Origin of the sequence: Streptomyces fodineus (assembly GCF_001735805.1) — a bacterium.
Taxonomy (GTDB): domain Bacteria; phylum Actinomycetota; class Actinomycetes; order Streptomycetales; family Streptomycetaceae; genus Streptomyces; species Streptomyces fodineus.
In genome coordinates, this window is the sequence record NZ_CP017248.1 from 3,264,095 (window position 1) to 3,286,267 (window position 22,173).

Consider the following 22,173-nt stretch of genomic DNA (forward strand, 5'->3'; position numbering starts at 1 on the left):
TGCCGCGAAAACCCTGGTCAGCTGGACTGTTCCGGCTCTAGGATGGCGCGCTCCGGCCATCCCCCGCGGTCACCGCCCCGCCGGGACCGCCCGACCCCGCGCCGTACGCACTCCCCCCTCCGGCGCAGCGACGATGGACTCCCAGACCTCACAGCCATCCCAGGCATCCCACTCACCTCACACACCTCATACGTTCCAGGTCGACCTGCGCGGCCTCGTCGACCTGCTCTCCCATCACCTCTACTCCAGCCCCAAGGTCTATCTGCGCGAGCTGCTGCAGAACGCCGTCGACGCCATCACGGCACGTCGGGGCGCGGAGCCGGGCGCCCCGGCCCGGGTGCGGCTGTACGCCGACGGCGGCGGGCTGCGGGTGGAGGACAGCGGCATCGGGCTCACCGAGGCGGACGTGCACGATCTGCTGGCGACCATCGGGCGCAGTTCCAAGCGCGCCGAGGGTCTGCAGGAGGCCCGCTCGGACTTCCTCGGCCAGTTCGGCATCGGCCTGCTCGCCTGCTTCGTGGTCGCCGAGCGGATCCGGGTGGTCAGCCGCAGCGCCCGTACGCCCGGCGCGCCGCCGGTGGAGTGGACGGCGCGCGACGACGGGTCGTACACGGTGCGGACCCTGCCCGACTCCGCGCGGCCCGAGCCCGGTACGACCGTCCACCTCACCGCGCGGCCCGGCGCGGCCGAGTGGCTGTCGCCGGAGCGGGTGCTGCTCCTCGCCCGGGATTTCGGTTCACTGCTGCCGTACGACGTCCGGGTGGGCGAGGAGCCGGTCACCGAGCTGCCCGCGCCCTGGGACCGGCCGTATCCGAGCCCTGCGAGCAGAAGGGTGGCGCTGGCCCGGCACTGTCACGGGCTGTTCGGGTTCACGCCGCTGGACTCGATCGACCTGGACGTGCCGCTGGCCGGGATCCGCGGGGTGGCGTACGTACTGCCGTCGGCCGTGAGCCCCGCCCAAAGGGCGACCCACCGGGTGCATCTGAAGGGCATGCTGCTGACCGAGCGGGCCGAACAGCTGCTGCCCGACTGGGCGTTCTTCGTGCGCTGTGTGCTGGACACCGACAGCCTGCGGCCGACGGCCTCGCGCGAGTCGCTGTACGAGGACGAGACGCTGGCCGCCGTGCGGGAGGCGCTCGGCGAGAGGATCCGCTCGTGGCTCACCGGGCTCGCCGCCGGTGATCCGGAGCGGCTGTCGGCCTTCCTCGCCGTGCACCACCTCGGCGTGAAGTCGCTCGCCCGGCACGACCGCGGCATGCTGCGCACGATGCTGCCCTGGCTGCCGTTCGAGACGACCGACGGACAGCTGTCCCTGGAGGAGTTCGCGCAGCGGCACCCGGTGGTGCACTTCACGCGGAGCGTCGAGGAGTACCGGCAGGTCGCGCCGATCGCCTCCGCGCAGGGCGTCGGGGTCGTCAACGGCGGCTACACGTACGACAGCGAGCTGGTCGAGGCGCTGCCGTCGGTGCGGCCGGGGACGGTGGTCGCCGAGCTGGACGCGGACACCGTGACCGCGCATCTGGACGCGGTCGACCCGGGCGAGGAACTGGCGCTGTCCGGCTTCCTGGCGGCCGCGCGGGCGAAGCTGGACCCGCTGGGCTGTGACGTCGTCCTGCGTGCCTTCCACCCCCTGTCCGTGCCCGCGCTGCACCTGGACGACCGGGCGGCCCGGCACGAGCAGGCGCGGGCGGCGGCCGAGGAGCGGGCCGACGACCTGTGGGCGGGCATCCTCGGCTCGCTGCGCGGCAGTGCGCCACGCGCGCGGCTGGTGCTCAACCATCTCAACCCGCTGGTGCGGCGCATCGGTTCGCTGAAGGACCCGGAACTGATCGGCACCGCCACCGAGTCGCTGTACGGGCAGGCCCTGCTGATGGCGCAGCGCCCGCTCCGGCCGGCGGACTCGGCGCTGCTGAACCGGTCGTTCATCGGCCTGCTGGAGTGGGCCACCCATGGGGAGGGTGACGGGCGATGAGCGGGATCGCGGACTTCGACGCGCTGCGCCGGGCGATGGCGGAGAACTCCGAGCAGCCGGAGGGCCCGGCCCGCAACGCGCGCGCGGAGCGGCTGCTGGCCGAGGCGGAGGGCCTCGGTATCCCGCTGGCCGTCATCGAGGCGCTCGGGCACCAGCTGAAGGTCTACAACTACAGCTCCGAGAAGGACAAGATGTTCGTCCCGTTCGCGCGGCTGCTGCGCATGTGGGACGAACGGCCCGAGGACTTCGACGCGTACGAGGCGCATTCGCTGCACTGGGTCTTCAAGTGGATGTCGGCGGGCATGCTGGACCAGCCGCACATCCCGCTCGCCTCGATCGAGAAGTGGCTCGGCGAGATGGAGCACCGCTACCGGCTCGCCGGGCACTCGGAACGGGCCGTGCGCAGCGCCGAGTTCAGCGTGGCCACGCACATCGGGGACCTGGCGCGCGCGGAGCGGGCGTATGCGGCGTGGCTCGCCGCCGACCGGGACACGATGGCCGACTGCCATGCGTGCGAACTGCACGGGCAGGGGATCTGGCAGGCCGAGCGGGGCCGGGACGCGGAGGCGCTCGAGCTGTGGCGGCCGGTGCTGGAGGGCGAGTTCGCCTGCGCGCACGAGCCGCACACCGTGCTGGCCTCCTCCCTGGCCCCGCTGCTGCGCCTGGGCCTGCCGAAGGAGGCCCGCGCGAACCATCTGCGCGGCTTTCGGCTGGTACGCCCGATGGAGTCGATGCGCGCCGCGTACGCCGACCACGTGGAGTTCTGCGCGCTGACCGGCAACGAGGCGCGTGCGCTGGAGCTGCTCGCCGAACGGCCCGCGTACTTCACGGACGCCGGGCATCCGCGCAGCCGGCTGGACTTCATGGCCGTGGTGGCGCTGTTGATGGACCGGCTGACCGAGCTGGGGCTCGCCGGACAGCGGGTACCGGGACCGGCCGGGCGGACCTGGACGGCGGGGGAACTCGCCGCCCACGCGCGCGCGGAGACCCTCGACCTGGCTGCGCGGTTCGACCGGCGCAACGGCACGTCGTACGTCGGCGACCGGGCACGCGCGCGTATGGCCCAGCGGCCCCTGGTGGACCGCCTGCCGCTGGGCGTGCGCACGGTGCGCCCCGCGCCGGCGCCGGTGACCGCGCCCCCGCCGCCGGAGGCGCACGCCGAGCCCGGACTGACGGCCCTGCTGGCCGAGGCCCGCCGGCTGTCGGACACGCTCCAGCCGCACGCCCTCCAGGCGTGGGCGGCGGTCGCCCGGGCCGCGCAGGGCGCCCGGCTGGAGCCGCGCGACCGCGCGGAGATCGCCGACCACGAGGCGATGGCCCGCGGCCCCGAGGGCATCCCGCTCTTCGAACGGGCGGCGGCACTGTACGCGGAGGCCGGCGACCCCGGCGAGGCCCTGGCGGCACGAGCGCGTGGAGCGTACGTCCGCGCCCTGACGGGCGAGGTGCACACGGCCCTTCAGACGGTCACCGGCCTCTACGACCAGGCCCTGACGCTCTACGCCGAGGAGTCCACCGGCATACGGCAGACGGCGTCGGTGCTGATGAGCCGCGCCCGGATCCTGATGCGGGGCGTGCATGAGGGGGCGGTGGTCGAGGGGGAGGCGGTTCCGGACGGGCCCATTCCGGGCGAGGCGGTACCGGACACGGTGGCTCGGGAAGGGTCGGTCCCGGCCGGGCCCGTGCCGGACGGAGCGGCACCGAAGGAAGCCATGCCCGACCCGGCGGCGCCACACCCTGCCGGGCCGGACGGTCCGGCCGTCGGGCCAGGGCAGCCCGAACCGGTCGCGGAGAGGGCGGCAGCGGAGGAATCCGCGCCCGAGACACCCCTGTCCGGCGAGCCAGAGCCGCATCGGGCCACGCAGGAGCAGGCCATGTCCGGCGGGCCCGGGGCGGAGGGGGCCGGGCCGGACTTGCCGGTGGCCGGGGCCGCCGGGGCGGACGGGGCGGCTCCGGAGGCTACGGGGCCGAACGGTCCGGCCGTCGGGCCAGGGCAGCCCGAACCGGTCGCGGAGAGGGCGGCAGCGGAGGAATCCGCGCCCGAGGCACCCCTGTCCGGCGAGCCAGAGCCGCATCGGCCCACGCAGGAGCAGGCCATGTCCGGCGGACCCGGGGCGGAGGGGGCCGGGCCGGACTTGCCGGTGGCCGGGGCCGCCGGGGCGGACGGGGCGGCTCCGGAGGGTGCCGGGCCGGACGGTCCGGCCGTCGGGCCAGGGCAACCCGAACCGGTCGCGGAGGGAGCGGTACCCGAGGGATCCGTCTCCGGCGGGCCCGGGCCGGACGGAGTCGCGACGCAAGGGGCGGCGGCGGAGCCGGCCGGGCCGGACTTGGGGGGCGGGGAGTCGAGGTCGGGTCGGGGGACTTCGGGGTGTGGGTCGAGGAGGCCGTGGGTGAGGTGCTGGCTCTGGTCGACGGGCGGGGCGGCGATGACGTGCGGCTGGCCGCTCGGGCCGCGGAGGCGCGGGGGATGCTCGCCGAGCTGGCCGGGCTGCGCGGGGACGGCGGGCGGGCCGCCGAGCTGTTCCGGCGGGCGGCCGACGAGTATGTGAGCGCCGGGCTGCCGTGGTTCGCCGTGGAGTACGAGGTTCAGGTCGCCGCGCTGGCGCATCAAGCCGGTGACCCGGCCGGGGCCGAGCGGGCGCTGCGGTCCGCCCTGGAGCACGGCGGCCCGTACGTGGAGCCGGTCGGGCGGGCCCAGTTGCATCTGCAGCTGGCCGAGGTCGTCGGGGGGCGGGGTGAGGTCGCCGAGGCCGCCGAGCACGCGCTGGAGGCCGCGCACTGGGCCGACGAGGCCGGCGAGAGCGGCACGCTGGGCGCGTGGGCGCGGCAGCAGCTGGGCGGGTTCCTGCTGCGGCAGGGGCGGTGTGCCGAGGCCGCCGAGGTGCTGGAGTCCGCGCTGGCCGACCTGTCCGCCGAGACGCACGGTGACGGGGCCGTCGTACAGGCGCAGTGGTGGCTCGGCGACTGCCTGAGCGAGCTGGACGATCACCGGGCGGCGGCCGGACACCGGCTGCGGGCGGCGGAGGTCGCCCGGCACTGGCCCGAGCAGCAGGACCACGCCACGCTCGCGCACCTCGCCGCCGAGTCCCTGAGCAAGGCCGATCTGCTGGAGGAGGCGGAACAGGCCTACGCGCGCGCGGGTGAACTGTGGCGCGCGCTGGGCAACCCGGCCTTTCTCGTGCGCTCACTGCGCGCCCGCGGTTGGCTGGCGCTGCGCCGGGAAGGCGGATCGGACGGGGCGCGGGAGTTGATGGCGCAGGCGGTGCGGGAGTGCGAGCGGGCGCTGGACGGCGCGGCCGACCCGGCCTTGCGGACACAGCTCGCGAACGAACTGGCCCACACCCACCGCCAGTTCGGCGACCTGCTGGTCCGCTCGGCGGCCGAGGGCGACGAGGAGGAGGCCGAAGACGGCGCGATCCAGGCCGCGTTCGAGGCGGCGCTGGTCCAGATGAGCCGCGCGGCGGCCTTGTTCGGCACGCTCGGCGCACACGGGCTGCACGACCGTACCGGTGCCGAGCTCGCCGCGGGCCGGCTGGAGGCCGACCTCGGCCGGGCCGGTCGAGCGGCGGCACGCGCGCGTGCCGTACTCGTGGCCTACGAGGGTGCCGACGGCGAGGACGAGACCGTGGCGGCGCGGCGGGCGGAGGCCGCCCGGATACTCGGACAGGAGGAGGCCGAGGAGGCCGAGGAGGCGTGAGACCGGCTCATTCCCCGGTCCTCGCTCCCACCCTCCCCCGTTCCTCGCCCCCGGTCCTCACTCCACGCCGATGAGCAGCAGCGTCCCCTGCCTCCCGCCCCGGTACACCACCGTGTCCACGGCCAGGTAGGACTCCCGTACGCGGGCCTCCAGGTGCTCGGCGACGGCCTCGGGGGCCCCGTCGCCGACGACGAGGGTGACCAGCTCGCCGCCGGCCTGGAGCATGCGGTCCAGGACGGTCGCGGCGGTGGCGGTGACGTCCGGGCCGATCACCGCCACGTCGCCGTCGATGAGCCCGAGCACGTCCCCGGCCTGGCAGATGCCGGCCGTCGTCCAGGACTGGCGTTCGGCGACGACGACCTCGGCGTACCGGGTGGCGCCCGCCGCCGCGGTCATCTGGACGACGTCCTCGTCGAACCGGCGCTCCGGCGCGTGCACGGCGAGCGCGGCGATGCCCTGGACCGCCGAGCGGGTCGGGATCAGGGCCACCCGGATGCCCTCGGTGCGGGCCTGCTCGGCGGCAGCGGCGGCGGTGTGGCGCAGCTCGGCGTCGTTGGGCAGCAGGACCACCTCGCGCGCGTGGGCCCGCCGTACCGCCTGGACCAGCTCCCCGCTGGCCGGCGGCTCCCCGGGGCGCGCGAGGACGGTCGTGGCGCCCGCCTCGGTGTACAGTCCGGCCAGGCCCTCGCCCGGCACCACGGCGACGACGGCTCGCTGGGCGCGCTCGCGCGGGGGCCGCTCGCCGCCGGTGTGCGCGTCCCCGAGCCCGAAGTGGGTGATCCGGATCCGGTACGGCCGCCCGGCCTCCACGCCCGCCTCCACGGCGGCGCCGGCGTCGTCGACGTGCACATGGACGTTCCACAGGCCGTCGCTGCCGACCACGACCAGGGAGTCACCGAGGGCATCGAGGCGCGCCCGGAGCCGGGCCACGGCCGTGTCGCCGGCCTCCAGGAGATAGATCACCTCGTAGGCGGGCCCGCCGGCCTCCGTGGCGTCGGCGCACAGGTCCGCATCGGAGGCGCCCTCCACGCGCGCGTGCCCCTCGGGAACCGCCGCGTCCGGGGCCTGCGCGCTCTCCCCCACCGCCGCCAGGTCCTCCCATACCCCGGGCACCTCCCGCACCGCCTCCCCCGTGAACGCCTCCACCAGCGCCCCCAGAACCGCCACGAGGCCCCGTCCGCCCGCGTCGACCACCCCGGCACGGCCGAGAACGGCCAGCTGGCCCGGAGTGGCCGCGAGGGCCGTCAGCGCGCCCTCGTAGGCCGCCCGCGCGACGGTCCCGCAGTCGCCCTCGGCCCCTTCGGCGGCCTCGGCGGCGGCCGAGGCGACGGTCAGCACCGTGCCCTCGACGGGGTGGGCCACGGCCTGCCGGGCGGAGTCGGCGGCCCGCCGCAGCGCCAGCCGCAGTCCGGCACCGTCGATGTGGGAGGCCGCACCGTCCTCGGCGAGCACCTGTGCCATGCCCCGCAGCAGCTGCGCCAGGATCGTCCCGGAGTTGCCGCGGGCCCCTATGAGCGCCCCGTGGGCCATCGCGTGCACGGCGTCCGCCAGGGACGGCTCCCCGGTGCCCGTCCCGTACCCGGCGAACACCGCGTCCACGGCCGTCGCCGCCGACTCCAGGGTGAGGTAGAGATTGGTTCCGGTGTCGCCGTCGGCCACCGGATAGACGTTGATCGCGTCGATCTCCTCACGCGCGCGCCCCAGCGCCCTGAGCGCCAGACCGCACCAGGTGCGCACCGCGAGAGCATCGAAGAATGTCTGCGGCACCTGCGCCACCTGCGCCTCCCTGAGCCGGCCGTACGTGGGACGCAGCGTAGACCCCGAGCCCGTGTCCACCGGAAGAGGGCCGGGAGCGGGGCCCTGAGCTGCCATGGTAGTTTCGTTGTACGGGAGCAGCCGTTGTATGCTGCTCCGGTTGCCCGATCCGATCGGGCCGTTCCCCTGGCAGCGCCACTCAAGATCTCAGGTTCTTAGGATCTCGATCCCGGCATGCCGGGATTAACCGTAAGTGCATCTGAAGTCTTTGGAGTGACCCGTGGCTGCCAACTGCGACGTCTGCGGCAAGGGGCCGGGCTTCGGCAACAACATCTCGTTTTCGCACCGCCGTACGTCCCGCCGCTGGAACCCGAACATCCAGCGTGTGCGTACCGTGGTCGGCGGGACGCCGAAGCGCGTGAACGCTTGCACCTCGTGCATCAAGGCCGGCAAGGTCTCGCGCTGACGCCAACAGCTGAGCGCGCGGCCACTGCTGGTTCGCTGCACTGAGCCGGTCCACCGAGGGGTGGACCGGCTTTTTGCCGTACCCGGCCCCCATCACCGTAGCCGTGACCGTACCCGGCCCCCATCAGCCGCGCAGGCGCCACCCGTGATCCACCGGCCCGATCCCTCCGCCCAGCGGGAACCCGGCGGCGATCGCGCCGGTGACGTACTCCTTGGCCGCCGTGACCGCCTCCGGCACGCTCAGGCCCGTCGCCAGCCCCGACGCGATGGCGGACGCCAGCGTGCAGCCCGTGCCGTGCGTGTGCCGGTTGTCGTGGCGCGGGGCCCGCAGCCAGTGCTCCGCGGAGCCGTCCGTGAGCAGATCCACGGCGTCGCCGGACAGATGCCCGCCCTTGATCAGCACCCACCGCGGCCCGTACGCCAGCACGGCCGCCGCGGCCGGTCGTAGATCGTCCTCGGACTCGACCCGCACCCCGGTGAGTTGGGCCACCTCGTCGAGATTCGGGGTCGCCACGGTCGCCACCGGGAGCAGTTTCGTCCGTACCGAATCCAGCGCGGAGGCGGCCAGCAGCGGGTCGCCGTGCTTGGAGACGCCGACCGGGTCCACCACGGCCGGCGCGTCCGTGCCGGAGATCAACTCGGCGACCGCCTCGACCAGTTCCGCCGAGGCCAGCATGCCGGTCTTCACGGCCTGGACGCCGATGTCGTCCACGACGCTGCGGTACTGGGCCCGTACCGCCGCCACGGGCAGCTCCCAGGCGCCCTGCACGCCCAGCGAGTTCTGCGCGGTCACCGCCGTGATCACGCTCATGCCGTGCACGCCGAGCGCCAGCATCGTCTTCAGGTCGGCCTGGATCCCGGCCCCGCCCCCGGAGTCGGAGCCGGCCACCGTGAGCACCCGCGGGGGGCTCATGGCTCGATGTCCCCGAAGTGGTCCCAGCCGCCCTTGCTGGTCCAGGGCGCCCCGTCGACGGTCACCTGGGGCAGCGCGGAGGGGTTGAGGACCTCGCCGATGACCTTCCAGCGGGCCGGCAGCTTGGTGTCGGGCGGGAAGGTCGCGACGATCGCGTGGTCCTCTCCCCCGGTCAGCACCCACTGCAGCGGGTCGACGCCGACGGCCTGCCCGATGTCGTTCATCTGCGTCGGGATGTCGATCGCGCCGGAGCGGACGTCGATGCGGACCTTGCTGGCCTCGGCGATGTGCCCGAGGTCGGCGATCAGCCCGTCGCTCACGTCGCACATCGCGGTCGCGCCGAGCCCGGCGGCCGCCGGGCCCGCGTGGTACGGCGGCTCGGGGCGCCGGTGGGCCTCCACGAAGGCGCGCGGCGAGCGGAAGCCGCGGGAGAGGACCGCGTACCCGGCCGCGGACCAGCCCAGCCAGCCCGTGACGGCCACCAGGTCGCCGGGCTGGGCCCCGGCGCGCGTGACGGGCTCCTGGTTGCGCAGATCGCCGAGCGCGGTGATCGACACCATGATCGTGTCGCCGCGTACGACATCCCCGCCGACCACGGAGGCGCCCGCGACCTGGCACTCGTCGCGCAGTCCGTCCATCAGCTCGCTCGGCCAGGTCACCGGCAGTTCGGCCGGGACGACCAGGCCGAGCAGCAGGGCGGTCGGTACGGCGCCCATCGCGGCGATGTCGGCGAGGTTCTGCGCCGCCGCCTTGCGGCCGACGTCGTAGGCCGTGGACCAGTCGCGGCGGAAGTGCCGCCCTTCCAGCAGGATGTCGGTGCTCGCCACGACCCGCCGGTCGGGCGCGGCGACCACCGCGGCGTCGTCGCCGGGGCCGATCCGGACCGCCTGGGTGGTGGTGAGACGGGAGGTGAGCTCCCTGATGAGCCCGAACTCCCCGAGCTCACCAACAGTGCCCTTCATTGCCCTGGCTCCCCTTCTCTGCCTTGCCGTGCCCACTCGCGCGTCATCAGTGTCCCCGATACGGTCGAGGTGACCGACGACACGGTCCGGATGACCGTCGATACGGTCCATGTGACCGTCAACTTCCGTCGTGCCTGCACCCTGGCGCGCAAGCCCGGTTCCCGCAGGTCTCCCCGCGGGGAGCGGCGACGCGATACCGTGGCGTTCCTTTTCCCCACATGATCCTCGTGGCCGCCCTGGAGGTTCCGTGGTACAGGCGTACATTCTGATCCAGACGGAGGTCGGCAAGGCGTCGACCGTCGCCGAGACGATCAGCAAGATCCCTGGAGTGATCCAGGCCGAGGACGTGACGGGACCGTACGACGTCATCGTGCGCGCCCAGTCCGAAACGGTCGACGACCTCGGTCGCATGGTGGTCGCCAAGGTCCAGCAAGTGGACGGCATCACCCGCACCCTGACCTGTCCGGTCGTGCATCTGTAACCCCCGTCTACCCTTGGCCGGTGAACTTCTTCCGTCACCGGCCCCTCGGCCTGCTCGCGCCCGCGCTGCTGATCGCGGTCGCGGGCTGCTCATCGGCAGACGACAGCGCCACGGTGGCGGTTCCCAGCCCCGACGCGAAGACGGCGACGGTGTGCCGGGATCTGCACCGGGTGCTGCCGCAGAAGCTCGACGGGCGGAGCCGCAACGACCCCGAACCCCGGTCCGCCTACACGGCGGGCTGGGGAAACCCGGCGATCATACTGCGCTGCGGTGTCGTACGGCCGCCGAAGATGATCGATCCGAAGGTGGCCGAGGGCGGTGACCCCGACGCCATCGCGGGCGGGGTGAACGGCGTCGACTGGCTGATGGAGAAGCAGGGCGACGGCACCTGGCGGTTCACGACGGCCAATCGCGTGGCGTATGTGCAGATCAGCCTGCCCGAGGGGATGTCCGCGCAGGAGGAGGGCACCGCGGTGCTCACGGATCTCGCGGCGGACGTGAAGAAGGCGATCCCCAAGGGGATCGCCTCCATGCGGTGAGCGTGCGGGCTCAGCGAAGCCCGGTCGAGCGGCGCAGCGCCGCCTGGACCAGGCGGTCGATCAGCTCGGGGTAGCCGACGCCGCCGGCCTGCCACATCTGCGGGTACATCGAGATCGGCGTGAAGCCGGGCAGGGTGTTGATCTCGTTGATCACGAACTCGCCGTCCTCGGTGAGGAAGAAGTCCGCGCGCACCAGGCCCTCGCAGGAGACCGCCTCGAACGCCTGCACCGCCAGCTCCCGCACCTCGGCGGTCTGCTCCTCGGTGAGTGGCGCCGGGACGATACCGGGCGTGGAGTCGATGTACTTGGCCTCGAAGTCGTAGTACGCGTGCGCGTCCGGCGGCGGGATCTCGGCCGGCACGGAGGCGCGCGGGCCGTCCTCGAACTCCAGGACACCGCACTCGATCTCGCGGCCGCGCACGGCGGCCTCGATGAGGATCTTCGGGTCGTGGGCCTGCGCGGTGGCGATCGCCTCGTCCAGGCCGGACAGGTCCTCGACCTTGGTGATGCCGATCGACGAACCCGCGCGCGCGGGCTTCACGAACAGCGGCCAGCCGTGCTCGCCGGCGAAGTCGACGATCTTCCTGCGGGCGGCGGACTCGTCCCGCTCCCACTCGCGCGGCCGGATCACCACGTACGGGCCGACCTTGAGCCCGTAGGACGTGAAGATCCGCTTCATGTACTCCTTGTCCTGGCCGACGGCCGAGGCGAGCACACCGGCGCCCACGTACGGCACCCCGGACAGCTCCAGGAGGCCCTGGAGGGTGCCGTCCTCGCCGTACGGGCCGTGGAGCACCGGGAAGACCACGTCGACCTCGCCGAGCGCCTTGGGCACCGAGCCGGGCTCGCTGTAGACGACCTCGCGGTTTCCGGGGTCGACGGGGAGCACCACACCGCCCTCGGTGGACTCGGCCAGTTCCTCGACCGCCGGTACGCGGCGGTCGGTGATGGCCATCCGCTCCGGTTCGTCGGCCGTCAGCGCCCAACGGCCGTCCCGGGTGATACCGATCGGCAGGACGTCGTACTTCGTCCGGTCGATGGCCTTGAGGACGGCGCCGGCGGTGACCACGGAGATCCCGTGTTCGGAGCTGCGCCCGCCGAACACGACGGCCACGCGCGGTTTGCGGGACGGCTGCTCAGGGCTCTGGGGGAGGTTCTCGGTGCTCATATCGCGTTGAGAGTACCCGCTGGTATCCGCCGAGTCAGCGCCCGCTGGGCCACCGTGACTCAGCGTCCCTCCAACGGTCGCTCAGCGTCGTTCCGGCTTCGCGCTGCGCGACATCAGCTCCTTGAGGGCGACCACCGGCGGCTTGCCCTCGTGCACGATGTCCACGACCGTCTCGGTGATGGGCATCTCGACGCCGTGCCGGCGGGCCAGATCCGCCACCGACTCGCAGGACTTGACGCCCTCGGCGGTCTGTTTGGTGACCGCGATGGTCTCCTCGAGGGTCATGCCCTTGCCGAGGTTGGTGCCGAAGGTGTGGTTACGGGACAGCGGCGAGGAGCAGGTGGCCACCAGGTCGCCGAGGCCCGCGAGTCCGGAGAAGGTCAGCGGGTCGGCGCCGAGCGCCATGCCGAGCCGGGTGGTCTCGGCGAGACCGCGGGTGATGAGCGAGCCCTTGGCGTTGTCGCCGAGGCCCATGCCGTCGGCGATACCGACCGCGAGGCCGATGACGTTCTTGACCGCGCCGCCGAGTTCGCAGCCCACGACGTCGGTGTTGGTGTACGGCCGGAAGTACGGCGTGTGGCAGGCGGCCTGGAGGCGCCGGGCCACGGCCTCGTCGGTGCAGGCGACGACCGCCGCGGCGGGCATGCGGGCGGCGATCTCGCGGGCCAGGTTGGGTCCGGTGACGACGGCGATGCGGTCCCGGCCGACCTTGGTGACGTCCTCGACGACCTCGCTCATCCGCATGGTGGAGCCGAGTTCGACGCCCTTCATCAGGGAGACGAGCACGGTGTCGGGGGCGAGCAGCGGGGTCCACTCGGCGAGGTTGGCGCGCAGGGTCTGGGAGGGGACGGACAGGACCGTGAAGTCGGCGTCGGCCAGGGCCTCGGCGGGTTCGGTGGTCGCCCGGACGTTCTCGGGGAGTTCGACGCCCGGCAGGTAGTCGGGATTGATGCGGGTGGTGTTGATCGCCTCCGCGACCTCTGCGCGCCGGGCCCACAGGGTGACGTCGCACCCGGCGTCGGCGAGCACCATGGAGAAGGCCGTACCCCACGAACCGGCGCTGAAGACCGCCGCCTTAACCGCCTTGCTCACTTGCCCTGCCCCTCCGGTTCCTTGCCCTTGCTCTGCGCCGTCTGCGCCTCGGTGCGGCGCCGCTGTTCGATCCGCTCGCGGCGCGGGTCGTAGCGCCTCTCGGGCGCCCTCTCGCCACGGATCTCCTCGAGCCGGCGGGTGATGGCCGCCATGATGACCTCGGTGGCCTCCTTGAGCAGGTCCGGGGTCATCTCCTTGTCGTAGAAGCGCGCGAGGTCCACGGGCGGGCCCGCGAGGACGTGATGGGTCTTGCGCGGGAAGAGGTTCGGCTTCTTGGCGTACGGCGGCAGCAGTTCGTTGGCGCCCCACTGGGCGACCGGGATGACCGGGCACTTGGTCTGCAGGGCGACCCGGGCGGCGCCGGTCTTGCCGGTCATGGGCCAGCCGTCCGGGTCGCGGGTGAGGGTGCCCTCGGGATAGAAGGCGACGCACTCGCCGCGCTCCACGGCGTCGATCGCGGCACGGAAGGCGCTCAGCGCGTCCGTGGACTCGCGGTAGACGGGGATCTGCCCGGTGCCGCGCATGGCGGCGCCGACGAATCCCTTCTTGAATAGACCGCTCTTCGCGAGGAATCGCGGAACCCGTCCGGTGTTGTACTGATAGTGCGCGTACGCGAAGGGGTCCACGTGGGAATTGTGGTTCACCACGGTGATAAATCCGCCCTCGGCCGGAATGTGCTCCATTCCGCGCCAGTCCCGCTTGATCAGAACGACCAGCGGCGGTTTGCAGAGGACCGCGGCGAAGCGGTACCAGAAGCCGATTCTGCGGCGGGGCACAAGGACACCTTCCTCTAGGGGGCTGCCACCCCGGCGGGGGCCGCACGATTGTCGCCCCGGGCCGCCGGTCTGTCGAGAACACCGTACGCCCCGCCACCCGTGGCGCCGGAGGGCGCGGGGGACAATGATCGCGACAAGAGAGGGACGGTACGCCTGTGCAGTGGACCTTGGTCATCCCCCTGAAGCCCCTGTCGCGGGCCAAGAGCAGGCTCTCGGACACCGCGGCCGACGGGGTGCGCCCGGGGCTGGCGCTCGCGTTCGCGCAGGACACGGTGGCCGCGGCGCTGGCGTGTCCGGCGGTGGCCGATGTGGCCGTCGTCACGGACGACGCGCTGGCGGCGCGTGAGCTGGCGGCGCTGGGCGCGCGGATCGTCCCCGACAGCCCGGCGAAGGGCCTGAACGCCGCTCTGGCGCACGGCGCGGCCGTCGTAAGGGAAATGCGCCCGCGCACACCGCTCGCGGCCCTGAACGCCGATCTGCCGGCGTTGCGCCCGGCGGAACTGGCCGTTGTCCTCGGGGCGGCGGCGGAGTTTTCACGGGCGTTTCTCGCGGATGCGGCCGAGCTGGGCACCACGTTGCTGGCCGCGGGGCCGGAGGGGGAATTGCGGCCGGAGTTCGGCGTGGATTCCCGTTCCCGTCATCGGACGTCCGGGGCGAGGGAACTCCTGCTGGCGGGCGTCGATTCGGTACGGCAGGACGTGGACACCGGGGAAGACTTGCGCGCGGCGCTGGCGCTGGGGGTCGGACCGCATACGGCGGCGGTGTCGGCGGGATTGCTGATCCCCGGGTCTTGAAAGCGCCGGGTAAGACCGCGACCAGTACGCTGCTGCCATGCAGGCCACCGCATACACCTACGACCCCGGCACCCGAAGTGGGCAGGTACTGCTCGACGACGGGACCCCGGTGCCCTTCGACGCCGCCGCGTTCGATGCCGGAGGCCTCCTCCTGCTGCGCCCCGGGCAGCGTGTGCGGATCGAGACCGAGGGGCGGGGCGCCTCCCTGCGCATCACCCTCGTAACCCTTCAAACCCTGTAACTGCCCTTACACACGCCGCGGGCCGGGCTCCCGAGGGGAGTCCGGCCCGGCGCGTGTGTGCCCCGGCGTCCTTACGACGTCGCCTTGCGGGCCGTCGCCTTCTTGGCGGTGGTCTTGCGGGCCGTCGACTTCTTGGCCGGGGCCTTCTTCGCGGTGACCTTCTTCGCCGGAGCCTTCTTGGCCGTCGCCTTCTTGGCGGTGGTCTTCTTCGCCGCGGCGGTCTTGGCGGCCGCCGTGGTCTTCTTGGCGGGCGCCTTCTTCGCCGTGACCTTCTTCGCGGCGGCCGCCTTCTTCGCCGGCGCCGCCTTCTTGGCCGTGACCTTCTTCGCGGCCGCCTTGGTGGTCTTCTTCGCGGCGGCCTTCTTGACCGTCGCAGCGGCGCCGCCGGTCAGGCTGCCCTTGGGCGCCTTCTTGACCGAGACCTCGCCACCGCGCGGCAGCTTCTTCGAGCCGCTCACCAGGTCCTTGAAGCCCTGCCCCGCGCGGAAGCGCGGCACGGAGGTCTTCTTGACCCGAACCCGCTCTCCCGTCTGAGGGTTGCGGGCGTAACGGGCGGGACGGTCCACCTTCTCGAAGGACCCGAAGCCGGTGACCGAGACCCGCTCGCCCGCGACGACCGCGCGGACAATGGCGTCCAGGACATGATCGACGGCTTCGGCGGCCTGCTGGCGGCCACCCACCTTGTCGGCAATCGCTTCTACGAGCTGCGCCTTGTTCACGTCTTCCCCTTCGGAGACATCGCCAGAACGAAAGTGTTCAAGCTTTTTCGCACGTTAGGCAGATATATACCGCAAATCAAACACGAAACGGGCTTATCACCCTTGTGCCGCAACGGACTCGGTGATCTCGGGCTGTTCAGGCGTCCTCGTCGGGGATCCGACCCTCGTCGAGGTCCGCGTTGAACCGCTCGAGCCGCCTTGCCGCAGCGGCGAGATCGTGCTTGGCCGCGGCCGTAATGACCAGCAGCTTCCGGGTCAGCGCCATCCGTACGCCCTCCGGGACTTGCAGTGCGCGCACCCTTGCGTGCGCTTCCTTCAGTTGGTTCGCGACCGCCGTATAGAGCTGGAGTTGGCCGTCGTGTTCCATGCACAGATTGTGCCATCTGGGGCGAGTTGTCGCCTGCGCAGGGGGCAACTGCCGCCTCAAATGGCCTTCCAGGCACTTGCGGAGGAGGCGATCCCAGCACTCACGTACCCAGCCAACGGCCTTCCTAACGTGGCAAGTTGAGGGACGAGTAAGAAGCTCACGGGGCCGTTCGGGTGCAGACATGGCTGTACCCCCAATCGTGGCGATCGGGGGTACAGAGGAGGTGTTGGCGTGGCCGAAACCCGCCCCGCTCAGGGGGTCCGGATCAGACCTGGAGGGTTTGCGGCTTGTAGGCGGGCCGCTTGGCCTCGTACGCGGCGATCTCGGCCTCGTTCTGGAGCGTGATGGAGATGTCGTCCAGGCCGTTCAGCAGCCGCCAGCGGGAGTTCTCGTCCAGCTCGAAGGAGGCGGTGATGCCCTGCGCACGCACCTCACGGGCCTCAAGGTCCACAGTGACCTCAGCAGTGGGGTCCTGTTCCGTGAGCTCCCACAGCGCATCCACGGTCTTCTGCTCCAGGACGACCGTGAGCAGGCCGTTCTTCAGCGAGTTGCCCCGGAAGATGTCCGCGAAGCGGGAGGAGATCACGGCCTTGAAGCCGTAGTTCTGCAGCGCCCAGACGGCGTGCTCGCGCGAGGAGCCGGTGCCGAAGTCGGGGCCGGCGACCAGGACCGTGGCGCCCTGCCGCTCGGGGCGGTTGAGGACGAACTCGGGGTCCTTGCGCCAGGCCTCGAACAGCCCGTCCTCGAAGCCGTCCCGGGTGACCTTCTTGAGCCAGTGAGCAGGGATGATCTGGTCGGTGTCGACGTTACTGCGGCGCAGCGGGACGGCCCGGCCGGTGTGGGTGGTGAAGGCTTCCATGGTTCTCAGACTCCAGCGGGCGCGGGGACGTCGGTCAGGTCGGCCGGGGAGGCCAGGTGGCCCAGGACGGCGGTGGCCGCCGCGACCTGCGGCGACACCAGGTGCGTACGACCGCCCTTGCCCTGCCGGCCCTCGAAGTTGCGGTTGGAGGTGGAGGCGGAACGCTCGCCCGGAGCCAGCTGGTCGGGGTTCATGCCGAGGCACATCGAGCAGCCCGCGTGCCGCCATTCGGCGCCGGCCTCCTTGAAGACCACGTCCAGGCCCTCGGAGACGGCCTGCAGGCCCACCCGCGCGGAGCCCGGGACGACCAGCATCCGTACGCCGTCGGCGACTTTGCGGCCGTTCAGGAGCTCGGCGGCGGCGCGCAGGTCCTCGATGCGGCCGTTGGTGCAGGAACCTACGAAGACGGTGTCCACCTTGATGGAGCGCAGCGGCTGACCGGCCTCCAACCCCATGTATTCCAGGGCCTTTTCGGCGGCGAGGCGCTCCGAAGCGTCTTCGTACGAAGCCGGGTCGGGGACGGACGCCGAAAGCGGCGCGCCCTGGCCCGGGTTGGTGCCCCAGGTGACGAACGGGGACAGCGAGGCGGCGTCGATGACGACCTCGGCGTCGAACTCGGCGTCGTCGTCGGTGCGCAGCGTCTGCCAGTACTCCACCGCCGCGTCCCAGTCGGCGCCCTCGGGGGCGTGCGGACGGCCCTTGAGGTACGCGAAGGTGGTCTCGTCGGGGGCGATCATGCCCGCGCGGGCGCCGGCCTCGATCGACATGTTGCAGATGGTCATCCGGGCCTCCATCGAGAGCTTCTCGATGGCGGAGCCGCGGTACTCCAGGATGTAGCCCTGGCCACCGCCCGTACCGATCTTCGCGATGATCGCCAGGATCAGGTCCTTGGCGGTGACGCCCTCGGGCAGCTCGCCCTCGACGGTGATGGCCATCGTCTTGGGGCGGGCCAGCGGCAGCGTCTGGGTGGCCAGCACATGCTCGACCTGGGAGGTGCCGATGCCGAACGCCAGCGCGCCGAACGCGCCGTGCGTGGAGGTGTGGGAGTCACCGCAGACCACGGTCGTACCGGGCTGGGTCAGACCCAGCTGGGGGCCGACGACGTGCACGACGCCCTGCTCGACGTCGCCCAGCGGGTGCAGCCGGACGCCGAAGTCGGCGCAGTTCTTGCGCAGCGTCTCCAGCTGGACGCGGGAGACCGGGTCCGCGATGGGCTTGTCGATGTCGAGGGTCGGGGTGTTGTGGTCCTCGGTGGCGATGGTGAGGTCGAGGCGGCGCACCTGCCGGCCGTTCTTGCGCAGTCCGTCGAAGGCCTGCGGGCTGGTCACCTCGTGCAGCAGGTGCAGATCGATGAAGAGGAGGTCGGGCTCGCCCTCGGCGCGCCGGACGACGTGGTCGTCCCAGACCTTCTCCGCGAGTGTCCTACCCATCGCTTTCCCTCCGGCCGGCACACGTCCACCGGCCAAACTAGAGATCTTGGGGATGCGGCGACTGCCCGTGTCCGGGCCCCATGAAGTCGTGATTCCGGGCGTCCGCCGCCGGGCCCGTTGGTCTGCGGGCCGCTGTGTCCATCCAGGGTGGCGCGTTCCACGGAAAATTGAACTTGCGTTTCACAGAGTGAGACGCAAGTATCGTTGCATGGACAACAGTAGCGGCGTCGGCGTTCTGGACAAGGCGGCCCTCGTCCTGAGCGCTCTGGAGTCCGGTCCGGCCACCCTCGCGGGTCTGGTCGGCGCGACCGGACTGGCACGACCCACGGCTCACCGCCTGGCCGTGGCTTTGGAACACCACCGCATGGTGGCACGCGACATGCAGGGCCGTTTCATTCTCGGCCCGCGCCTCGCGGAACTCGCGGCAGCGGCCGGCGAGGACCGCCTGCTGGCCACGGCCGGCCCGGTGCTCACCCACCTCCGCGACGTCACGGGCGAGAGCGCGCAGCTCTACCGGCGCCAGGGTGACATGCGCATCTGCGTGGCCGCAGCGGAACGCCTGTCCGGCCTTCGGGACACCGTGCCGGTCGGTTCCACGCTCACGATGAAGGCCGGCTCCTCGGCACAGATCCTCATGGCCTGGGAGGAGCCCGAGCGTCTGCACCGCGGCCTGCAGGGCGCCCGCTTCACGGCGACGGCCCTGTCGGGCGTACGGCGGCGCGGCTGGGCCCAGTCCATCGGCGAGCGCGAGCCGGGCGTGGCGTCCGTCTCCGCGCCGGTGCGCGGCCCCTCCAACCGCGTGGTGGCCGCGGTGTCCGTCTCCGGCCCGATCGAGCGCCTGACGCGCCATCCCGGCCGTATGCACGCCCAGGCGGTCATCGACGCCGCGGCCCGCCTCTCGGAGGCCTTGCGCCGCTCGGGCTGACCCGCGGCTCCGGGAACTCCCGGGGAACGCCGAGGAGGGCCTGCCTCAACGCCGCGGCAGACCCTCCTTGCTCCCCCGATCCCCCGGTCAGCCGGCCTTCTCGGCCACCGGCCCCCGCTGCGAGCGGTAGGCGAACCGGTCCTTGGCGTACCGGCCCCGCTTCTCCAGCGGGATCTGCCCGTGCGCGGCGGCCAGCCCGAACGCCGGCATGTCCCCGTAGATCGCCTCGTACGACCCCTCCGGCACGACATACGACTCGTGCCAGATCCCCACCTGCCCGCGCAGCCTCCCGGTCCGCTCCTTGCGGTTGAGCCGGGCCCACGCCTTGTGGTGGAACGCGTCCGGCGCGGTCGCGTAGGCGTAGAGCTTCTCCTTGGACTCCCAGTACTGCACGACGTAGTACGTGCGCGGCGAAGCCGTCAGCAGGACGCGGCCGCGCAGGCCCCGTGCGGGCTCCTTCTCCAGCTCCCGCAGCATGCGGAACATCGCCAGCATCACCGGCAGCCACAGGTGCACCGCCCAGAAGCGGTTGATGCGCATGCCGATCAGCAGGACGACGACGTCACCCTTCGCGTCGGCGGTCGTACGGGTCACCATGATTTCCCCCTGGTCGGTGAGCGGTACTATCCGATGAACGATGCTTGGATAGTGCCGTTATCCAAGAAGGAGCGCAAGACATGCGGCTCGCCGAATTGAGCAGACAGAGCGGTGTGTCCACCGCGACGATCAAGTACTACCTGCGCGAAGGCCTGTTGCCGCCGGGCCGCCAGATCAACGCCACGACGGCCGAGTACGACGAGGAGCATCTGCGCCGGCTGCGGCTGGTGCGGGCGATGATCCAGGTGGGCGGGGTGCCGGTGGCGAAGGTGCGCGAGGTGCTCGGGCATGTGGACGACGACTCCCTGGGCCGCGCGATCCGCCTGGGCGCGGCGATGTGGGCGCTGCCGCAGGTGCCGGAGCCGGACGAGGACGACGGTTACGTCCAGGCCGCACACGAGGAGGTCGCCGCGCTCCTGGACCGGCTCGGCTGGCAGAACGCCGCGTTGCTCTCGACCATCTCCCCCGCGTACCGCTCGCTGGTGGTGGCGGTGGCCGCGTTCCGCCGGCTCGGTTACGACTGGGGGGCCGAACTGCTGGAGCCCTACGCCGAGTTGATGTACCGGACAGCCGTCCTCGACCTGGACAACCTGGAGACGCAACCGTCGGAGGCGGAGCGGATCGAGTTCGCGGTCCTGGGGGCGATCCTCAACGAGCCGGTACTGCAGGCACTGCACCGGCTGGCCCAGGAGGAGGAGTCGACGCGGCGGTACGGCTTCGAGTAGCCGCCGGCCGGGCACGACGAAGGCCCTCCGCCGAAGCGAAGGGCCTTCCCTGTGTACCCCCGACCGGATTCGAACCGGCGCTACCGCCTTGAGAGGGCGGCGTGCTAGGCCGCTACACAACGGGGGCGTGGACACTGCGTTTCCGCAGGTCCGAGCTGGTCTACCTGGACTCGAACCAAGACTAACTGAACCAGAATCAGTCGTGCTGCCAATTACACCATAGACCAATGATGGTTTAGACCAGTCAGTACCCCCGACCGGATTCGAACCGGCGCTACCGCCTTGAGAGGGCGGCGTGCTAGGCCGCTACACAACGGGGGCCCTAGCGATCCCAACAAGATCAGGATCAGTACCCCCGACCGGATTCGAACCGGCGCTACTGCCTTGAGAGGGCAGCGTGCTAGGCCGCTACACAACGGGGGCTTTGCAGATAAGCTCTGCGAGCTGGCCTACCTGGACTCGAACCAAGACTAACTGAACCAGAATCAGTCGTGCTGCCAATTACACCATAGGCCACTGGAACTCAAGCCCCTGCGGGGTTCTCGTTCTAGCTTGCTCCTCGGGGCTGCGGCCTTCCGGCCCGCTCCCCTCGGCGCAGGAAGAACATTACCCGAAGGTGGACGGGGCTCCAAAACGGGTATCCGCGCGGACGAGCGGGGGGAGTTCGGCGAGCGTCGAGATCCGGCGGCAGACGGCCTCCCCGACGGCCTGCGCGCAGCCCGTCCCGCGGTCGATCCACACGGACAGCAGCCCGGCCTCGGCGGCGCCCCGCCCGTCGATCTCCGGGTGGTCGCCGACGTACGCCACCTCGTGCGGGGGCAGGCCCAGCGCCTCGCAGGCGGCCAGGAAGGCGCCGGCCTCCGGCTTGGAGACGCCCAGCTCGGCGGCGCACAGCACGGCCTCGAAGCGGTCGAGGAGGCCGAGGGTGCGCAGCTTGCGCTCCTGGACGGTGATGCTGGAGTTGGACAGCACCGCGTGCCGGTGACTGGCGGAGAGGGCGTCCAGGACGGGCAGGACGTCCGGGAAGAGGCTCCAGGCGGCCTCGTAGTGCCCTATGTAGCGCTGGAACCAGGCGTCGGCCTCGGCGTCGGTCAGCTCGGCGTCCAGGAACACCCGCACCCGGTCCCGGCGCTGCCCCTCGAAGGTGGCCTCCCCCGCCGAGAACCGCGCCCACTGCCGGTCGGTGATCTCCCGCCACCGCGCGAGCGCCTGCTCGGGGCCGTCGTACCCGGCGAGCAGCCCTTCCGCGGCCAGATGCGCCCGCATGCCCTCGCGGTCGGCGCTCGTGTAGTCGAAGAGGGTGTCGTCGACGTCCCAGACCACGGCTCTGATCGTCATGCACCGACGGTACCGCCGAACGGCTGGCACACTGGTCCGCATGAGCGAGTACCGCGTCCAGTTCACTGTCGAGGCCCGTGCGACGTTCGACGCCCTGCCCGCAGAGCGCCGTGCGCAGTTGGACAGGGCCGTACGCATACTGGCGCGCGACCCGTTCCGGAAGACCTCGACCGCACAGCTGGGCCCTGACGAGCACCTGCGCAAGGCGTATGTGGCCCCGGGCGTCATGCTGGAGTACATGGTTGCCGGCGCGATCATGGTCATCGTCGTCCTGGAGATCTTCGACGAGAGCGCCTACTTGATCGACGAAGCCGACGCCCAGTGACCAACGCAACAGGGGCGGCACCCGGAACCCTCCGGA

General features: G+C 71.9%; 23 protein-coding genes and 5 tRNA genes. 11 read left to right on the top strand and 17 right to left on the bottom strand.

Annotated features, from left to right (window positions below; genetic code table 11):
* The first annotated feature begins 133 nt into the window (after positions 1-133).
* The 3 genes from BFF78_RS13190 to BFF78_RS13200 are packed head-to-tail and all read left to right on the top strand — an operon-like array spanning position 134 to position 5,666.
* Entirely contained in the window at positions 134-1,972 is a 1,839-nt protein-coding gene (locus BFF78_RS13190) for an HSP90 family protein (RefSeq protein WP_069778514.1), read from the top strand.
* Positions 1,969-4,518, top strand: a complete 2,550-nt coding sequence (locus BFF78_RS48230; protein ID WP_227025828.1) for an ATP-binding protein — start codon at positions 1,969-1,971, stop codon at positions 4,516-4,518. The genes BFF78_RS13190 and BFF78_RS48230 overlap by 4 nt, the downstream gene beginning before the upstream one ends.
* Positions 4,437-5,666, top strand: coding sequence for a hypothetical protein (locus BFF78_RS13200; protein WP_227025829.1), 1,230 nt, complete (start codon positions 4,437-4,439; stop codon positions 5,664-5,666). Before BFF78_RS48230 ends, BFF78_RS13200 begins: the two co-directional genes overlap by 82 nt.
* A 57-nt stretch (positions 5,667-5,723) precedes the next feature.
* On the opposite strand, the gene BFF78_RS13205 is transcribed toward BFF78_RS13200, so the two are convergent.
* Positions 5,724-7,442, bottom strand: a complete 1,719-nt coding sequence (locus BFF78_RS13205) for a DAK2 domain-containing protein (RefSeq protein WP_069778515.1) — start codon at positions 7,440-7,442, stop codon at positions 5,724-5,726.
* A 259-nt stretch (positions 7,443-7,701) separates the two neighbouring features.
* Between BFF78_RS13205 and rpmB the strand changes: the two genes are divergently transcribed.
* Entirely contained in the window at positions 7,702-7,887 is a 186-nt protein-coding gene (gene rpmB, locus BFF78_RS13210) for a 50S ribosomal protein L28 (RefSeq protein ID WP_009190838.1), read from the top strand.
* 123 nt (positions 7,888-8,010) lie between these two features.
* Here the strand turns inward: rpmB and thiD are convergent, their stop codons facing one another.
* Together thiD and BFF78_RS13220 are read right to left on the bottom strand one after the other, a co-directional pair.
* Positions 8,011-8,799, bottom strand: a complete 789-nt coding sequence (thiD, locus tag BFF78_RS13215; RefSeq protein WP_069778516.1) for a bifunctional hydroxymethylpyrimidine kinase/phosphomethylpyrimidine kinase — start codon at positions 8,797-8,799, stop codon at positions 8,011-8,013.
* Positions 8,796-9,761: a thiamine-phosphate kinase gene (locus BFF78_RS13220; protein WP_069778517.1), complete on the bottom strand. Its 966-nt coding sequence runs from the start codon at positions 9,759-9,761 to the stop codon at positions 8,796-8,798. Before BFF78_RS13220 ends, thiD begins: the two co-directional genes overlap by 4 nt.
* 247 nt (positions 9,762-10,008) lie before the next feature.
* On the opposite strand from BFF78_RS13220, the gene BFF78_RS13225 reads away from it, so the two are divergent.
* Both BFF78_RS13225 and BFF78_RS13230 read left to right on the top strand, forming a co-directional pair.
* Positions 10,009-10,242 (top strand): Lrp/AsnC family transcriptional regulator, encoded by a 234-nt coding sequence (locus BFF78_RS13225; RefSeq protein WP_069778518.1) that lies wholly within the window; start codon positions 10,009-10,011, stop codon positions 10,240-10,242.
* Between the two features lie 20 nt (positions 10,243-10,262).
* The gene (locus tag BFF78_RS13230; protein WP_069778519.1) at positions 10,263-10,781 is read left to right on the top strand and encodes a DUF3515 domain-containing protein; all 519 of its coding nucleotides are present in this window, start codon (positions 10,263-10,265) and stop codon (positions 10,779-10,781) included.
* Positions 10,782-10,791: 10 nt separating this feature from the next.
* Here the strand turns inward: BFF78_RS13230 and BFF78_RS13235 are convergent, their stop codons facing one another.
* From BFF78_RS13235 to BFF78_RS13245, 3 genes are all read right to left on the bottom strand, one after another.
* Complete coding sequence (locus tag BFF78_RS13235) at positions 10,792-11,949, bottom strand: D-alanine--D-alanine ligase family protein (protein ID WP_069778520.1); 1,158 nt, start codon at positions 11,947-11,949, stop codon at positions 10,792-10,794.
* Between the two features lie 81 nt (positions 11,950-12,030).
* Positions 12,031-13,041 (bottom strand): NAD(P)H-dependent glycerol-3-phosphate dehydrogenase, encoded by a 1,011-nt coding sequence (locus BFF78_RS13240; protein WP_069778521.1) that lies wholly within the window; start codon positions 13,039-13,041, stop codon positions 12,031-12,033.
* Entirely contained in the window at positions 13,038-13,817 is a 780-nt protein-coding gene (locus BFF78_RS13245) for a lysophospholipid acyltransferase family protein (RefSeq protein ID WP_069778522.1), read from the bottom strand. Before BFF78_RS13245 ends, BFF78_RS13240 begins: the two co-directional genes overlap by 4 nt.
* A gap of 155 nt (positions 13,818-13,972) precedes the next feature.
* On the opposite strand from BFF78_RS13245, the gene cofC reads away from it, so the two are divergent.
* On the top strand, positions 13,973-14,611 hold the full coding sequence (gene cofC / locus BFF78_RS13250) for a 2-phospho-L-lactate guanylyltransferase (protein WP_069778523.1): 639 nt from the start codon (positions 13,973-13,975) through the stop codon (positions 14,609-14,611).
* A 37-nt stretch (positions 14,612-14,648) separates the two neighbouring features.
* The gene (locus BFF78_RS13255; protein WP_069778524.1) at positions 14,649-14,852 is read left to right on the top strand and encodes a hypothetical protein; all 204 of its coding nucleotides are present in this window, start codon (positions 14,649-14,651) and stop codon (positions 14,850-14,852) included.
* Between the two features lie 71 nt (positions 14,853-14,923).
* Here BFF78_RS13255 and BFF78_RS13260 read toward each other — a convergent pair whose 3' ends face one another.
* The 4 genes from BFF78_RS13260 to leuC form a co-directional block, all read right to left on the bottom strand.
* Positions 14,924-15,571: an HU family DNA-binding protein gene (locus tag BFF78_RS13260; RefSeq protein ID WP_069778525.1), complete on the bottom strand. Its 648-nt coding sequence runs from the start codon at positions 15,569-15,571 to the stop codon at positions 14,924-14,926.
* A gap of 136 nt (positions 15,572-15,707) precedes the next feature.
* Positions 15,708-15,938, bottom strand: a complete 231-nt coding sequence (locus BFF78_RS13265) for an SCO5555 family protein (protein ID WP_069778526.1) — start codon at positions 15,936-15,938, stop codon at positions 15,708-15,710.
* Between the two features lie 265 nt (positions 15,939-16,203).
* Positions 16,204-16,797: a 3-isopropylmalate dehydratase small subunit gene (leuD, locus tag BFF78_RS13270; protein WP_069778527.1), complete on the bottom strand. Its 594-nt coding sequence runs from the start codon at positions 16,795-16,797 to the stop codon at positions 16,204-16,206.
* A 5-nt stretch (positions 16,798-16,802) separates the two neighbouring features.
* Positions 16,803-18,227: a 3-isopropylmalate dehydratase large subunit gene (leuC, locus tag BFF78_RS13275; RefSeq protein ID WP_069778528.1), complete on the bottom strand. Its 1,425-nt coding sequence runs from the start codon at positions 18,225-18,227 to the stop codon at positions 16,803-16,805.
* A 208-nt stretch (positions 18,228-18,435) separates the two neighbouring features.
* Between leuC and ndgR the strand changes: the two genes are divergently transcribed.
* The gene (ndgR, locus tag BFF78_RS13280; RefSeq protein WP_009320373.1) at positions 18,436-19,152 is read left to right on the top strand and encodes an IclR family transcriptional regulator NdgR; all 717 of its coding nucleotides are present in this window, start codon (positions 18,436-18,438) and stop codon (positions 19,150-19,152) included.
* Positions 19,153-19,239: 87 nt separating this feature from the next.
* Here ndgR and BFF78_RS13285 read toward each other — a convergent pair whose 3' ends face one another.
* On the bottom strand, positions 19,240-19,749 hold the full coding sequence (locus BFF78_RS13285) for a DUF4188 domain-containing protein (protein WP_069778529.1): 510 nt from the start codon (positions 19,747-19,749) through the stop codon (positions 19,240-19,242).
* 80 nt (positions 19,750-19,829) lie between these two features.
* On the opposite strand from BFF78_RS13285, the gene BFF78_RS13290 reads away from it, so the two are divergent.
* Entirely contained in the window at positions 19,830-20,474 is a 645-nt protein-coding gene (locus BFF78_RS13290) for a MerR family transcriptional regulator (protein WP_069778530.1), read from the top strand.
* Positions 20,475-20,528: 54 nt separating this feature from the next.
* Here the strand turns inward: BFF78_RS13290 and BFF78_RS13295 are convergent.
* The 6 genes from BFF78_RS13295 to BFF78_RS13320 all read right to left on the bottom strand — a co-directional run bounded on the left by BFF78_RS13295 (position 20,529) and on the right by BFF78_RS13320 (position 21,812).
* Positions 20,529-20,601: transfer RNA gene (locus BFF78_RS13295), tRNA-Glu, on the bottom strand.
* Between the two features lie 28 nt (positions 20,602-20,629).
* Positions 20,630-20,701 (bottom strand) — tRNA-Gln (locus BFF78_RS13300).
* A gap of 21 nt (positions 20,702-20,722) precedes the next feature.
* Positions 20,723-20,795, bottom strand: a tRNA-Glu gene (locus tag BFF78_RS13305).
* 29 nt (positions 20,796-20,824) lie between these two features.
* Positions 20,825-20,897 (bottom strand) — tRNA-Glu (locus tag BFF78_RS13310).
* 21 nt (positions 20,898-20,918) lie between these two features.
* Positions 20,919-20,990: transfer RNA gene (locus BFF78_RS13315), tRNA-Gln, on the bottom strand.
* Positions 20,991-21,080: 90 nt separating this feature from the next.
* Entirely contained in the window at positions 21,081-21,812 is a 732-nt protein-coding gene (locus tag BFF78_RS13320) for an HAD family hydrolase (RefSeq protein WP_099054856.1), read from the bottom strand.
* Between the two features lie 40 nt (positions 21,813-21,852).
* Here BFF78_RS13320 and BFF78_RS13325 point away from each other — a divergent pair, with 40 nt between their 5' ends.
* Complete coding sequence (locus tag BFF78_RS13325) at positions 21,853-22,137, top strand: type II toxin-antitoxin system RelE family toxin (RefSeq protein ID WP_069778531.1); 285 nt, start codon at positions 21,853-21,855, stop codon at positions 22,135-22,137.
* Positions 22,138-22,173 lie beyond the last annotated feature (36 nt).

Coding starts and splice junctions, on each gene's coding strand:
- BFF78_RS13190 (WP_069778514.1), top strand. CDS start 134: ATGGACTCCCAGACCTCACAGCCATCCCAGGCATCCCACTCACCTCAC.
- BFF78_RS48230 (WP_227025828.1), top strand. CDS start 1,969: ATGAGCGGGATCGCGGACTTCGACGCGCTGCGCCGGGCGATGGCGGAG.
- BFF78_RS13200 (WP_227025829.1), top strand. CDS start 4,437: ATGCTCGCCGAGCTGGCCGGGCTGCGCGGGGACGGCGGGCGGGCCGCC.
- thiD (WP_069778516.1), bottom strand. CDS start 8,799: ATGAGCCCCCCGCGGGTGCTCACGGTGGCCGGCTCCGACTCCGGGGGC.
- BFF78_RS13220 (WP_069778517.1), bottom strand. CDS start 9,761: ATGAAGGGCACTGTTGGTGAGCTCGGGGAGTTCGGGCTCATCAGGGAG.
- BFF78_RS13235 (WP_069778520.1), bottom strand. CDS start 11,949: ATGAGCACCGAGAACCTCCCCCAGAGCCCTGAGCAGCCGTCCCGCAAA.
- BFF78_RS13255 (WP_069778524.1), top strand. CDS start 14,649: ATGCAGGCCACCGCATACACCTACGACCCCGGCACCCGAAGTGGGCAG.
- BFF78_RS13265 (WP_069778526.1), bottom strand. CDS start 15,938: ATGGAACACGACGGCCAACTCCAGCTCTATACGGCGGTCGCGAACCAA.
- leuD (WP_069778527.1), bottom strand. CDS start 16,797: ATGGAAGCCTTCACCACCCACACCGGCCGGGCCGTCCCGCTGCGCCGC.
- leuC (WP_069778528.1), bottom strand. CDS start 18,227: ATGGGTAGGACACTCGCGGAGAAGGTCTGGGACGACCACGTCGTCCGG.
- ndgR (WP_009320373.1), top strand. CDS start 18,436: ATGGACAACAGTAGCGGCGTCGGCGTTCTGGACAAGGCGGCCCTCGTC.
- BFF78_RS13285 (WP_069778529.1), bottom strand. CDS start 19,749: ATGGTGACCCGTACGACCGCCGACGCGAAGGGTGACGTCGTCGTCCTG.
- BFF78_RS13290 (WP_069778530.1), top strand. CDS start 19,830: ATGCGGCTCGCCGAATTGAGCAGACAGAGCGGTGTGTCCACCGCGACG.
- BFF78_RS13320 (WP_099054856.1), bottom strand. CDS start 21,812: ATGACGATCAGAGCCGTGGTCTGGGACGTCGACGACACCCTCTTCGAC.
- BFF78_RS13325 (WP_069778531.1), top strand. CDS start 21,853: ATGAGCGAGTACCGCGTCCAGTTCACTGTCGAGGCCCGTGCGACGTTC.